This window comes from Iocasia fonsfrigidae, from assembly GCF_017751145.1.
Classification (GTDB): Bacteria; Bacillota; Halanaerobiia; order Halanaerobiales; family DTU029; genus Iocasia; species Iocasia fonsfrigidae.
The window spans coordinates 316,716-331,058 of sequence record NZ_CP046640.1; the positions used below are offsets into that span (position 1 = coordinate 316,716).

Genomic DNA, 14,343 nt, shown 5'->3' on the forward strand with positions numbered 1-14,343 from the left:
GAAATGGAAGCCTATTTTGATATGTTCTCAGGGATAAGTGGCAACATGGTTCTTGGGGCATTATTTGATCTAGGATTAAAGCAGGAGGAATTTGAAGAGGAATTAAACAAGTTGGGTTTAAGTGATGAATATAATATAGAGATTAAGCAGGTAAAAAAGGAGGGGATAGGGGGTACATATGTTAATGTTGAGTTGTTAAAAAATCAGGCTCAACATCATCTGGAAGACGGGCATCACCATCATCACCATGGTAGAAATCTTAGTGAGATAGAGGGTATAATAGATAATAGTACATTAACTGAGGGTGTTAAAGAAAAATGCAAGTCTATTTTTAATAAACTGGCCGAGGCAGAGGCTGGAATACATGGGGTTGGTATTGATGAGATCCATTTCCATGAAGTGGGTGCAGTAGATGCTATTGTTGATATTGTAGGTTCTGTTATTGGCTTAGACTTATTGGGGATTAAAAAAATTTACGGCTCTAAAATAAATACTGGTCAGGGATTTGTTAAATGTGCCCATGGTTTAATGCCGGTTCCGGCACCTGCTACTATGGAGTTGTTAACAGGGGTTCCTGTTTTTTCTACAGGTATTGAAAATGAACTGGTTACCCCAACTGGGGCAGCTATCATAACAACCCTGGCTGAGGAATTTGGAGTTCGCCCGGAAATGACTATTATAAATACAGGTTATGGGGCAGGTTATTATGACCTCTCAATACCTAATTTATTGAGAATTAGTCTGGGGAAAACAAGCAAAAAAAAAAGCAGATTAAGATAGTAGAGACAAATATAGATGATATGAATCCTGAGATTTATGAATATATTATGGAAAAACTATTTTCAGCCGGGGCATTAGATGTCTATTATACACCTGTTCAGATGAAGAAAAATCGACCAGGGATTAAATTAAATGTTTTGCTTACAGCTGATATCTTAAATGAAGTCCTAAATATATTATTTACTGAAAGTAGTACACTGGGAATCAGGGTAATTAATGAAGTTTCACGTTATTCTCTTGACCGGGAGGTTATTAAGGTTAAAACCCCCTGGGGTTTAATAAGGGTTAAAGTGGCTTATTTGAATGATAACAGGGTTAATCTCTCCCCAGAATATGATGATTGCTATAATATTGCCCGCAAAAAAAATATTCCTTTAAAAAAAGTATATGACACAGTAAAAACTGAGTATTTCAGGCAGGATAAAGCCTAGTTGTTAATCAAATAAGTTTTAAAGGATCTTTTTTACTAAAAGATTCAAAAAAATATATAAGGATGGTGGGAAAATGAATATATTATTATTAGCTCCATTTGCCTCTCTGGCAGCTCTTTTATTTGCAGCATATTTATCATACTCTGTTATGAAAGAGAGTGAAGGCTCAGCAGAAATGGTAAAGATTGCTGAGGCTATCCGGCATGGGGCAAGGGCATATTTGAAAAGACAATATGCCGGAGTGGCAATTTTCTTTGCAGTTATGTTTGTAGTGTTGTTGGTTTTTGCCTATATTGGTTATCTCAGTTATTTTGTTTCCTTTGCTTTCCTTACTGGTGGTTTCTTTTCTGCTTTATCAGGATATATTGGCATGACTATTGCTACTAATGCTAATGCGAGGACAGCTTTTGCTGCTAAAAAAAGCCTTAACCGTAGTTTGAAAATAGCCTTCTCTAGTGGAGCGGTCATGGGTTTAGCGGTAGTTGGTCTGGGTATGTTTCATCTGAGTTTCTGGTACTATTTCTTAGACTGGTTTTATCGTTTTTTACCTGAGGCTGAGAAGATACAAAAAATCACCTCGGCTATGCTTAATTTTGGGATGGGTGCCAGTTCTATGGCCTTATTTGCCCGTGTAGGTGGGGGTATATATACCAAAGCGGCTGATGTTGGCGCTGACCTGGTTGGTAAGGTAGAGGTTGGTATTCCAGAAGATGACCCCAGAAATCCGGCTGTTATTGCTGATAATGTTGGTGATAATGTTGGTGATGTAGCAGGCATGGGGGCTGATCTATATGAGTCATATATCGGCTCAATTGTCTCAACTACAGCCCTGGCTGTAGCTGCTGGCCTGGGTATAAGGGGTGTAGCTATTCCCTTTGTTGTAGCTGCTGTTGGTGTTCTGGCTTCAATTATTGGGACTTTTTTCGTTAAATCAGGGGAAGATGCAGATCAGGGTGTCTTATTAAAGGCTCTGCGCAAAGGGACATATGTAAGTTCTTTACTGGTTGTTGTTGTCTCTTATTTTCTCATTAGGAATATACTTGGTGTTGAATATATTGGTGTCTTTTACGCTATGTTAAGTGGTTTGATTGCTGGTTTATTAATAGGCTTTTTCACAGAATATTTTACTTCAGACACATATTCGCCTACTCAGAAACTTTCTGCCACAGCCAATACTGGACCTGCTACGGTGATAATTAGTGGTATTTCACTTGGTATGCTCTCTACTGCTCTGCCGGTTATTATAATTGGTATAGCAGTTCTGGCCAGCTTTTATCTGGCAGGTGGAGCAGAGAGTTTTAATATGGGATTATTTGGTGTAGGGATATCGGCAGTTGGTCTTTTAAGTACCCTGGGGATAACCCTGGCAACAGATGCCTATGGTCCAGTGGCAGATAATGCTGGGGGGATAGCAGAAATGTCTCACCAGGAATCAGAGGTCAGGGAACGTACAGATGCCCTTGATTCTCTGGGTAATACTACTGCTGCTACTGGTAAGGGTTTTGCAATTGGTTCTGCTGCCTTGACAGCCCTGGCCTTAATAGTTGCTTATAAGAATGAAGTTGAGCTTATAGCAGTTTCTGTCAGACCTGATTTTCAGTTTTCCCTTAGTATACTAAACCCTAATGTCTTAATTGGTCTCTTTATTGGTGGTATGCTGGCCTTTATTTTTGCGGCTTTTACTATGGAGTCTGTTGGTAAGGCAGCTCAGGAGATTGTAACAGAGGTAAGAAGACAGTTTAAGGGAAGTAAGGGGATCCTGGATGGGACTGTAGAGCCTGATTATGCCCGCTGTGTGGATATCTGCACCAGGGCTGCTCAGCGGGAAATGATTTTGCCTTCTTTGATGGCGATAATTGCCCCTATTCTTGTCGGAGTATTACTTGGTGTAAATGGGGTAGCAGGAATGCTGGCGGGTTCAACTGTAACAGGTTTTCTGCTAGCAGTAATGATGGCCAATTCAGGAGGGGCCTGGGATAATGCCAAGAAATATATTGAGGCAGGCAATCACGGAGGAAAGGGCTCTGACAGTCATAAAGCAGCTGTTGTTGGTGATACTGTGGGGGACCCCTTTAAAGATACTTCTGGGCCTTCAATAAATATCTTGATAAAATTACTCTGTATGGTATCTATTGTTTTTGCTTCCTTTGTTCTACAGAATTCAATTTTTTAAATAAAATACTATGATGAAAAGGGCCATCATGGCCCTTTTCTTGTTAGTTAAGTGTACTATGTGATTAAGAAATTGTGGATAACTTTGAAGACCGACAGATATATTTGTTTCCCTTATCGTACGCTTACAGGTACTCCGTATTTAAGCAGAGCGCACAAGAACAGTTTGAGGTTGCGCTGCGGTGTTCTACCTCCGCTTACTGTCTAGAAATTCTCCTTCGGCGTCGTGCCTACGGATAATTTCTAGAGTCGTACAACAAATATATCTGTCTGGTTAATAATTTATTGATTAACTATGTGTAATAAATAGTTTGAGTTAAGAAAGCTGATGTATTTGATTAAGTCTGGGTGGCGAAGCCACTTTGCCCAAACTATAGATTTTGTATCTATGTATACAGGAAATTGCTTGTTTGACATTAAGAAATAAGGCGTGGTATAATTCTTATAAATATTTAAATGGGGAAGGAGCATTTTTTAATGGAGAAGCTGAGTAGTAAGGCATTATTTTTGCTTGTGCTGGCCCTGATAGTTATTGCGGCGGTTTTTATATCTTTTCAGGGAAATGAAGAGGAACAACTAACGATTGGGATTATTCAGATTGTTGAACACCCTGCTTTAGATGCAGCGAGGGACGGCTTTGTTGATTATTTAAATGAGAATGGTTATGTTGTTGATGAAGATGTAGTCTATGATATGCAGAATGCCCAGGGGGATATGGCTAATGCAAATACTATTGCCCGTAAATTTAGTAATGATAAACCAGATATGATCCTGGCCATTGCAACACCTACTGCCCAGGCGGTGGCCAATGTTGTTAAAGATATACCGATTTTGATTACAGCAGTAACAGACCCTGTTGATGCAGGATTGGTTGAATCTGCAGAAAAACCAGGGGGTAATGTCACCGGGACAAATGATATGAATCCTATTGACCAGCAATTTGATTTAATTGTTGATTTTGTTCCTGAAGTAAAAAGGGTTGGAATTATTTATAATGCAGGTGAAAGTAATTCACTTGTACAGGTTGAACTGGCTAAAGATGTTGCTAAAGAATTAGGGATTGAACTGGTTGAAGCAACTGCTGATAATAGTGCAGCTGTCTTACAGGCTGCTCAGTCACTGGCTGACCGGGTAGACGCAATTTATGTACCAACTGATAATACTGTTGTGTCAGCTGTTGAATCTGTGGTTAAGGTAGCAGAAGATAATGATATACCTCTTATTACTGGTGAAGGCACAACAGTTAAGAGAGGTGCTTTAGCAACAGTAGGTATTGATTATTATGGTTTAGGTGAACAGACCGGGGCAATGGCCCTTAAAATACTGAAGGGTGAAGCTGAACCGGCTACTATGCCTATTGAGAGTCAGCGGGATGCCAAACTTATTATTAATAAAAAGGCTGCTGAAGCGATGAGTGTAACTATTCCTGATGAGTTATTGGATAAAGCTAACGAAATAATTGAATAATTGGATATGACAAGCCCCCATCTTCTAAAAGGGGATGGGGTTTTTATTGCCAAGGAACTAGATAGGAGTGGAATTAATGTCGTTTAATTTATTAATGGGAACCCTTGAACAAGGACTGGCTTATGGTCTTCTGGCTATGGGGGTCTATATTACATTTAGAATACTGGATTTTCCTGATTTAACAGTTGAAGGGAGTTTTCCCTTGGGGGCAGCTGTAGCTGCTGTGTCAATTGTGTCAGGTGTTAATCCTTTTCTGGCTACTTTTTTTGCTTTTTTAGCTGGTAGTATAGCAGGAGTAATTACTGGTATTATAAATACTAAACTCAATATTGCTGGACTACTTGCTGGTATACTCACCATGACTTCATTATACTCTATTAATTTAAGGATTATGGGTAAATCAAATATTCCACTTTTAAGGGAACGTACAATTATAACTATTCTAAGGGATTTGGGGATACCTGCTGGATATGTAGCACTTATTTCCTTCATAATTATTGTTTTTTTAATAAAAGGTTTAATAGATTATTTTCTTTATACAGAGATAGGTATGGCTGTCAGAGCAACTGGGGATAATTCTGTTATGATCGAGACACTGGGGGTTAATCCTGATACCATTAAGATTATGGGACTGGCTCTGGCTAATGGTCTGGTTGCCTTATCTGGTTCACTTGTGGCCCAGTACCAAGGGTTTACAGATATTGGTATGGGCATCGGTATGATTGTAATCGGACTAGCATCTGTCATTATAGGTGAGGTTGTTATTCGTACTAGTAAGATACCCTTTGCTACTCTGGGCGTTATCTTAGGGTCTATTATATATCGGCTGGCAATTGCAGTAGCTCTACAACTGGGTTTTGCTCCAACAGATTTAAAGATAGTTACTGCAGTCCTGGTTGTACTGGCACTTGGTGCCCCTTCATTAAGGAAAATAATGATTCAAGATGAGTTTGCCGAACACTTACTTGAAGGGGGTAATATTGATGTTAAAACTAAATAATCTGCATAAGGTTTTTAATTATGGTAGGGTAAATCAAAACTATGCCCTTAGGGGGGTAGACATCACAATACCACGTGGGGATTTTCTTACAGTTATCGGTAGTAATGGGGCTGGCAAATCAACCCTTCTTAATCTGGTAGCTGGAACCTATTTTCCGGAGATAGGCCAGATAGAGATAAATGAACAAACTATAACAGACTGGCCGGTTAGTAAAAGGGCTTTTCTGGTAGGTAGGGTTTTTCAGGATCCTTTGATGGGGACTGCTGCGGAGATGACTATTGAGGAGAACCTTTCTATGGCTGCTTTAAGGGGAAAACGTAGGGGATTAAGACCTGGGCTTGATAAAACCCGCCGCCAGGAGTTTCGTGAGTTATTGAGTCTTCTGGGGCTAGGTCTGGAAGAAAGGCTGGAGTATCCTGTAAAACTTCTGTCAGGTGGTCAGCGGCAGGCCCTTACATTATTAATGGCTACTCTGGGTGACCCGGAGGTTCTTTTATTAGATGAACATACAGCAGCCCTTGACCCCAGTACTGCTATTCAGATCATGGAAATAACAGAAAAGATTGTTGAAAAGAAAAATCTGACTGTTTTAATGGTAACCCATGACCTTAAACAGGCTCTGGATATGGGTAACAGAACAATAATGATGGATAAGGGACAGATTATTCTGGATATTAAAGATGAGGAACGGGCAGAGACAACTGTTGCTGGTTTGCTGAAGAAGTTCAGTGAGCTTAGAGGACATGAATTGACAGATGATAGGGTCTTGTTGAGTGATTAAAGGGTAAATTTTTGTAGTTTGCATTGTTGGTGGGTAACTTTGAAGACCGACAAATATATTTGTCTGATTTATGATAACAAGTTGACTTTGTGTAAGAAATATTCTTAAGTAAGGTTAATAATTAGTAATTAAGTTTGGATGGTTTTCTAAGGGCACTTAGGTGCCCTTTTAAATATGCAGTTATTTATATTATCTTAATAATTTAAAATAATAAGGAGTTAGATATGGATTTAGCTAGATTTTTAAATACGGAACAGCAGAAAGCAGTTAGGGCCTTAGAGGGGCCAGTGCTGGTACTGGCCGGGGCCGGGAGTGGTAAAACAAGGGCACTGACATATAGAACGGCCAGATTAATTGATAATGGTGTTGATCCTGCGAATATTTTAACCCTTACCTTTACAAATAAGGCAGCAGATGATATGAAAGGAAAAATAGTTAAGCTTCTTGGTAAAGAAAGGATCAAAGGGATGTGGTTGGGAACCTTTCACAGTATCTGTCTCAGGATTTTGAGGGATAATTTAGCCAGGGTAAACAGGAGTGAAGGGTGCCTTATTTACGATACGACTGATTCAGTCGATATTATTGAAGATATAATACTGGAGTTTGGTCTGGATGATCTGGAGTATGAAGCTAAAATAGCCTATAATATAATTCAGAAGGCCAAAATGGAATTAATAGCCCCTGAGTTTCTGATCAAGGAGTATGCCAGGGAAAATAAAGGCTCCCAGCATTATTATCAAGTACTTAGCAGGATATATCAGGAGTATGAAAGGGTATTGCTCAATAATAATTCCTTTGACTTCAATGATCTGATTAAAAAGACAATAGAATTGTTCAGTAAATACCCTGAGATATTAAGGGAATATCAAAACAGGTTTAAATATGTCCAGGTAGATGAATATCAGGATGTAAACCATGCACAGTATCAGATTACCAGTCTGCTGTCAGAGCCGGAGGGAAACATATTTGTGGTTGGTGATGACTGGCAGGGGATATATGGTTTTCGGGGGGCTGATATAAAAAACATACTGGAATTTGAAAAAGATTATCCCCGGGCTGAGATTATTAAATTGGAGCAGAATTATCGAAGTACAAATAATATTATAAGTGTTTCTAACCAATTGATAAGTAATAATAAACAAAATAAAGAGAAAACCGCCTGGACAAAAGAAGGGGATGGTGCCCCTATATTTTTAACCAGAGCCAAAAATCCACAGGTAGAGGCTGCTTATGTGGCTAGAAGAATTAATGATCTGGTAAATCACTATAATTATAGTTACAAGGACATTGCTGTTCTCTGTAGAACCAATTTTCAGTCTCATTATATTCAGCAGGTCTTTCCACGTTCACATATACCTTATCAGCTGATTGGTGGTGTTAGCTTTTTTGATCGGCAGGAAATAAGATATTTTATTAACTATCTTAGGCTCCTGGTTAACCCTGAGGACGGTCTTGCCCTGAAACGCTTATTCAGAATTGAAGCAGATGGGGTAGGTGATGTCCTTTTAAGTGAGATTAATAGATATGCCCGTGAACACAAGATACAGGTTGCTGATGTCCTGGCTGACCCAACAAGGGTGAAAGGTATTGGAGAGAAAAAAGCTGCTAATCTAATCGAGTTTAAATTAAGGGTTCTTGATGGAATTAGGGGGCTTCGTAAGATGAAAATGCCTTTCCCCCGTAAAGCACTTCAATTATATGAACTGATTGATTTTGAGAATAATGTTATTAATGAGCTGGGGAATACAGCAGAGCGCTTAAAATATATTAATTTTTTTATGGAAGACATTCACAATTACCATAAATATAATCCAGGTAGTACCTTGTATGACTATCTATTGATAAATGAACTCCTGGGCGGGCAGGATGAACTGGAAGAGGATAATACTGATAGTGTTAAGGTGATGACTGCTCATTCGGCCAAGGGTTTAGAGTTTCCGGTAGTGTTTATTATAGCAGTTGAAGAGGATGTTTTTCCACATCAGAAGAGCCTGGAAGAGGCTGCTGCGGGTAGCAACCCTTATGCTGTGGAAGAAGAAAGGCGGCTTTTGTATGTGGCTATGACCAGGGCAGAAAAGATATTATTTATGAGTTTTTCACAGCGCAAGAGTGGTAATAATGGGGAGGAAAAGGAAGTAAAACCCTCCAGATTTCTTTATGAACTACCAGTGGAAAGGATGGATCTTAGTAGTGTAGATATACTTAGAAAGAGTAGAAGACTACAATTTAAAAAAGATCCTACTATTCTGAAAAAAAACTAAAAACTTGATGAATCAGGTATCAAAAGATAGTTATCAAAAAAGTAAAAAAATTATCTTAAAAAAGAAGGATTTTTTGTATTGAAGGAGAATAAAATAATACAAGAGTAAATTTAACCCTTAAAAAAACAAATAAAATAATAAGGAATGTATAAGAGATGGAGATTAAAGTAGGCAATTCGCTATTTATTAGGGATCTAAATCAACTAGGTATCTTTAAATCAATTCATAAATACGGACCTATTTCCCGTAAAGAATTAGCAGATAATACAGGTTATAGTGCTGCAACAGTAACAAATCATGTTAAGACTTTATTAAAAAATGGATATGTTATTGAGACAGAAAAGGGCGATTCAACAGGGGGGCGCAAACCAGTATATTTGACAGTTAATCCACATAAGGCTTATATATTTGCTGTCTCTATAGAGGTTAAAGAAGTAAAGCTTATTATGTTTAATTTAAAGTTTTCTATAGAAACAAAGCTGACCTTCCCCATAGTTGATAAGAACCCGACAGGTGTTGTGCAGAGACTGCTCCAGGAGATAGATATGATGCTTATGGATAAAGGCATATCTCTAGAGAATGTTATGGGTATTGGGATTTCAGTACCTGGTTTAATAGACCGGGGGAAACAGGCCCTGGACTTTGCCCCTAATCTGGGTTGGCGAAAAATTGCAATAGCTGAAATGCTCAGAGAAAAATATGACCTGCCTATTGTGATAGAAAATGAAGCCAATGCTGCTGTGATCGGTGAAAGAGAGTTTGTTTACCCTGATATAAATAATATTGTGTATGTTTCAATTAATGAAGGGATTGGTTGTGGAATTATTTTTGACGGTAAACTGTATAGAGGAGCAAGTGGAAATGCCGGTGAGTTTGGGCATATTATTATTAATAGTTCTGGTCCCTATTGCCATTGTGGCAATAAAGGGTGTTGGGAGACACTGGCCTCTGAAAATTATATAGTCAAAACTGTTAATAAAAAACTGGATACCAAGATGACAAAGGAGGAGATTTATCAGCAGGGGAAAAAGGGTAATAAACAGATAATTGATATACTACATGAAACAGGAGAAAATATCGGTATAGGCTTAGTAAATATTATAAATAGTCTAAGTCCTGCCTATTTAATATTGGGAGGGCATATCTCTTCAGTCAAGGATATTATTTATGATCAGATGATTAATGTTTTAAAAGATGAAACCCTAGCGATTTCTTTCGAGAAAACAACTATTAAGTTTACTAAGCTAAAGGACCTGGCCGTTGTATATGGTATGGCTCAACTGGTTTATAATAAGAGCTTGAATTTGCAGGAGTAGTTTTAGCATTGGCAAAAAATTTAAGTCTTAAATTAAGTTAAGTAAAAAGCAGGAGGTTATTTTATATGGCTTATTTAATGGGTTTGGATATTGGAACAAGCGGTATTAAGGCACTTTTAATTAAAGAAGATGGTCAAATAGTCAGTAGTCAGACAGAAAAATATCCCCTACATACCCCCCAGGCCGGTTGGGCTGAGCAGAACCCGGCTGATTGGTGGGAAGCTACCTTGAAAGTGATTTCCAGTGTAGTCAAAGATAGTGGTGTGGAGCCGGCTGGGATAAAAGGTATCAGTTTATCTGGGCAGATGCATAGTTCTGTCTTCCTTAATAAGGATATGAAGGTAGTTAGACCTGCTATCCTATGGAGTGATACCAGGACCAGCCGTCAGTGTCAGCAGATATATGATAGGGCAGGTGGGTTAGAGAATTTAATTAACTATGTATCTAATCCCGCTCTAGAGGGTTTTACTGCCCCGAAAATATTATGGTTGAAGGATAATGAACCAGCAAATTATCAGCAGGTTTCACTTGTCCTCTTACCTAAAGACTATATCCGCTACCACCTGACTGGTGAGATTTTTACTGAGGTATCAGATGCTGCCGGCACCCTGTTATTAAATGTCAAGGAGAAAAAATGGTCAGCTGAGCTACTTAAAAAACTTGATATATCTCCCGAGATATTACCACCGGTTATTGATTCGATAGATATTGCTGGTAGAATAAGTAAAAATATTGCTGATAAAACAGGTCTTAAGCAGGGCACGCCAGTAATTGCCGGGGGTGCTGATAATGCCTGTGGTGCTGTCGGGAGTGGGATTATTCAAGAGGGAAGGGTAATGGTAAGTATAGGGACATCTGGTGTTGTCATGGCCCAGGCAAATAAACCTACTGCTGATAAGCAGGGGAGGATGCACCTCTTTAACCATGCAGTTCCCGATAACTGGTATATGATGGGTGTTATGCTGTCAGCTGGTATGTCTTTTAACTGGGTCAAGGAGAAATTATTTGATGACACTATTGATTATGATAGATTAAATCAGCTGGCTGCAGCAGTAGAACCCGGCAGTGATGGGTTAGTATTTCTACCTTATCTTTATGGTGAAAGGACACCACATGCTGATGCCAATGCCCGGGGAGTATATTTTGGAATCTCCGGTAAACATGAACAGGGGCATTTTATCCGTAGTGTGATGGAAGGGGTTACCTTTGGATTAAGGGATTCCCTGGAATTAATTAAGGCTCAAGGGATTAAGACAGAGGAAATCCGGGCTATTGGTGGTGGGGCTAAAAGCCAGTTATGGCAGCAGATTATGGCCGATATATTTGGCCAGGAGATCTGTCTTTTGAATATAGAGGAAGGACCGGCCTTTGGAGCGGCCCTGATTGCAGGTGTAGGGGCAGGTGTCTATGATAATTTTGCAACAGCTGAATCTCGAATAATTAAAATCAGCAAACGTATTTCACCTGTAGAAGAAAATGTAGCCCACTATAACAAATTATATAACATCTATCAGAATCTTTATCCTGCAGTAAAGGATAATTACAGGGAACTTTCCAAACTTAACTAGGTCAGTTATTAAAGATATTTATTTAATAATTAATAAAACCAAGGAGGAATTAACAATGAAAGAGTTATTTGGCAAAATACCAAAAATTGAGTATGAAGGTCCAGCATCTACTAATCCACTTGCCTTTAAGTACTATAATCCAGAGGAAGAGCTTGGCGGGAAAACGATGGCAGAACACCTCCGTTTTTCAATGGCTTACTGGCATACGTTTACTGCTGATGGTAGTGATCCCTTTGGGGCAGGAACTATGCAGCGCCCCTGGAATGATATTAATGACCCGATGGAAGTGGCCAAAAAAAGGGTAGAGGCTGCCTTTGAATTAATGAACAAACTGGGTTTTTCTTATTTTTGTTTTCATGATAGGGATATTGCCCCTGAGGGTAAAACACTGGAGGAAACAAATCAGAACCTGGATGAAATAGTGGCTTTACTCAAAGAGAAGATGAAAGAAACAGGTATAAAACTCCTCTGGGGAACAGCTAATATGTTTACACACCCCCGTTTTGTCCATGGGGCAGCAACCTCTCCCAATGCGGATGTCTTTGCTTATGCTGCAGCACAGGTAAAAAAGGCTCTGGAAATTACCAATGAACTGGGTGGTGAAAATTATGTTTTCTGGGGTGGTCGTGAAGGTTATGAAACACTGTTAAATACTAATATGGGTCTCGAACTGGATAATTTAGCCCGTTTTTTACAGATGGCAGTTGATTATGCCCAAAAAATAGGGTTTAAAGGACAATTTTTAATTGAACCTAAACCTAAAGAACCTACTAAACATCAGTATGATTTTGATGTAGCGGCTGTTTTTGCTTTTCTTAAAAAATATGGTCTGGATAAATACTTTAAGACTAATATTGAAGCAAATCACGCAACTCTAGCTGGGCATAACTTTCAGCATGAATTAAGGTTTGCCCGTTTAAATGGTATCCTCGGAAGTGTAGATGCCAATCAGGGTGATATGTTACTGGGTTGGGATACTGATCAGTTTCCTACAAATATATATACCACCACTTTTGCTATGTATGAGATACTAAAAAATGGAGGTCTGGCACCAGGGGGGTTAAATTTCGATGCTAAGGTAAGGAGACCTTCTTTTGAAGCGGTTGACTTAGCCTATGGTCATATCGCAGGGATGGATGCCTTTGCCCAGGGCTTAAAGGTTGCTTATAAATTATTAGAAGATGGGGTTATTGAGGAATTTATTACCAACAGATATGCCAGTTATGATCATGGTATAGGAGCCAGGATAATTAAAAAAGAGCTTGGTTTTGAAGAACTTGCAGATTATGCCTTAAATCATGACCAGATAGTTAATGAATCAGGTAGACAGGAGATGCTAGAAAGTATCATTAACCAATATTTGATAGAGAGTTAGAGTATTTTAGTTATTTAATAAAGTTGTATGGGAAGATATAGCATCCAAGGAAAAGGGAGAAGAAGGAAGGGTAGAAAGAGACCCTTCCTTTTTTGTTCTGAGTAAATGTTATAATAAAACTATAATAATTTTATAATTCCAGGGAGGATTAGGAGGATTGATATAGAAAAGTATATATACTAAATAATAAAACTTTGTTTTATATTATAAAATGAAGTAAACAGGAGGAGAATTATATGCCAGAAGTAATTACATTAGGGGAAACAATGGTTTTAATGAATCCAACAGAAGCGGGGCCTTTAAGGTATGTTGACCGTTTTAAAAAGCAGATTGCCGGGGCCGAAACAAATGTAGCAATAGGTATAAATAAATTAGGGCATAGTACAGGCTGGATAAGTAGATTGGGTAGTGATGAGTTTGGACAGTATGTTTTATCAGTTATAAAAGGTGAGGGGGTTGATACTTCAAGAGTTATCATGGATGTAGATACCCCCACAGGTGTTTTCTTTAAAGAAAGAAGGATACTGGGCCTTTCACAGGTCTATTATTATAGGAGGCAGTCTGCTGCCAGTTATATGCTTCCTGAAGATTTAGATGAAGAATATATTGCTTCTGCCAGATACCTTCATTTGACAGGTATAACCCCTGCTTTAAGTTCTTCCTGTCTGGCTACAGTCCAGCAGGCGATTGAAATAGCACATCAAAATAATGTCTTAGTATCTTTTGATCCCAATATCAGGTTTAAACTCTGGGATAGGAGAAAGGCCAAAGAAATATTGCTAAGTTTGATTAGAGAAGTGGATATTTTACTGCCTGGTGTCAAAGAAGCTGATATGTTGTTAGGTAAAATGGATGAACCAGAAGATTATGCTCAAAAGTTTATCGAAATGGGTCCGGAAATTGTTGCCTTAAAACTGGGAAAAACAGGTTCATATATTGCTGATAAAGAAAAGGGGCGAATAGTAGAGGGTTTTTCCAGTACAGAGGTTGATGCGGCTGGGGCAGGTGATGCTTTTGCAGCTGGTTTTTTATCTGGTCTTTTGGAAGGAAAAGATATTTTTGAAGCGGCTATGATTGCTAATGCTGCAGGTGCTTTTGCTGTAACCCTACCAGGTGATTATGAAGCTTTTCCTACTTCACAGGACCTTAATGCCTTTTTAAAGGGTAATTCTGATATATTCAGATAAAATTT

At 38.7% G+C, this 14,343-nt stretch carries 9 protein-coding genes and 1 pseudogene; all 10 read left to right on the forward strand.

All coding sequences use genetic code 11. The annotated features are described in order from the left end of the window. Window positions 1-3 precede the first annotated feature (3 nt). The 10 genes and pseudogenes from larC to GM661_RS01665 all read left to right on the forward strand — a co-directional run bounded on the left by larC (window position 4) and on the right by GM661_RS01665 (window position 14,338). Window positions 4-1,211 (forward strand): annotated as a pseudogene (gene larC / locus GM661_RS01620) (nickel pincer cofactor biosynthesis protein LarC). A gap of 73 nt (window positions 1,212-1,284) precedes the next feature. Further along, the gene (locus tag GM661_RS01625) at window positions 1,285-3,384 is read left to right on the forward strand and encodes a sodium-translocating pyrophosphatase (protein ID WP_230868468.1); all 2,100 of its coding nucleotides are present in this window, start codon (window positions 1,285-1,287) and stop codon (window positions 3,382-3,384) included. Window positions 3,385-3,860: 476 nt separating this feature from the next. Then, a complete protein-coding gene (locus GM661_RS01630) occupies window positions 3,861-4,850 on the forward strand; it encodes an ABC transporter substrate-binding protein (RefSeq protein WP_230868469.1) in 990 nt (329 codons plus the stop codon). 76 nt (window positions 4,851-4,926) lie between these two features. Continuing rightward, the gene (locus GM661_RS01635; protein ID WP_230868470.1) at window positions 4,927-5,850 is read left to right on the forward strand and encodes an ABC transporter permease; all 924 of its coding nucleotides are present in this window, start codon (window positions 4,927-4,929) and stop codon (window positions 5,848-5,850) included. After that, window positions 5,834-6,631, forward strand: coding sequence for an ABC transporter ATP-binding protein (locus GM661_RS01640; protein ID WP_230868471.1), 798 nt, complete (start codon window positions 5,834-5,836; stop codon window positions 6,629-6,631). The genes GM661_RS01635 and GM661_RS01640 overlap by 17 nt, the downstream gene beginning before the upstream one ends. A 224-nt stretch (window positions 6,632-6,855) precedes the next feature. Continuing rightward, on the forward strand, window positions 6,856-8,892 hold the full coding sequence (locus GM661_RS01645; protein ID WP_230868472.1) for an ATP-dependent helicase: 2,037 nt from the start codon (window positions 6,856-6,858) through the stop codon (window positions 8,890-8,892). 155 nt (window positions 8,893-9,047) lie between these two features. Further along, window positions 9,048-10,208: an ROK family transcriptional regulator gene (locus GM661_RS01650; RefSeq protein ID WP_125987537.1), complete on the forward strand. Its 1,161-nt coding sequence runs from the start codon at window positions 9,048-9,050 to the stop codon at window positions 10,206-10,208. Between the two features lie 65 nt (window positions 10,209-10,273). Continuing rightward, complete coding sequence (gene xylB / locus GM661_RS01655; RefSeq protein WP_230868473.1) at window positions 10,274-11,776, forward strand: xylulokinase; 1,503 nt, start codon at window positions 10,274-10,276, stop codon at window positions 11,774-11,776. Between the two features lie 55 nt (window positions 11,777-11,831). Further along, the gene (xylA, locus tag GM661_RS01660; protein ID WP_230868474.1) at window positions 11,832-13,151 is read left to right on the forward strand and encodes a xylose isomerase; all 1,320 of its coding nucleotides are present in this window, start codon (window positions 11,832-11,834) and stop codon (window positions 13,149-13,151) included. 236 nt (window positions 13,152-13,387) lie between these two features. Further along, a complete protein-coding gene (locus tag GM661_RS01665; protein ID WP_125987543.1) occupies window positions 13,388-14,338 on the forward strand; it encodes a sugar kinase in 951 nt (316 codons plus the stop codon). Window positions 14,339-14,343 lie beyond the last annotated feature (5 nt).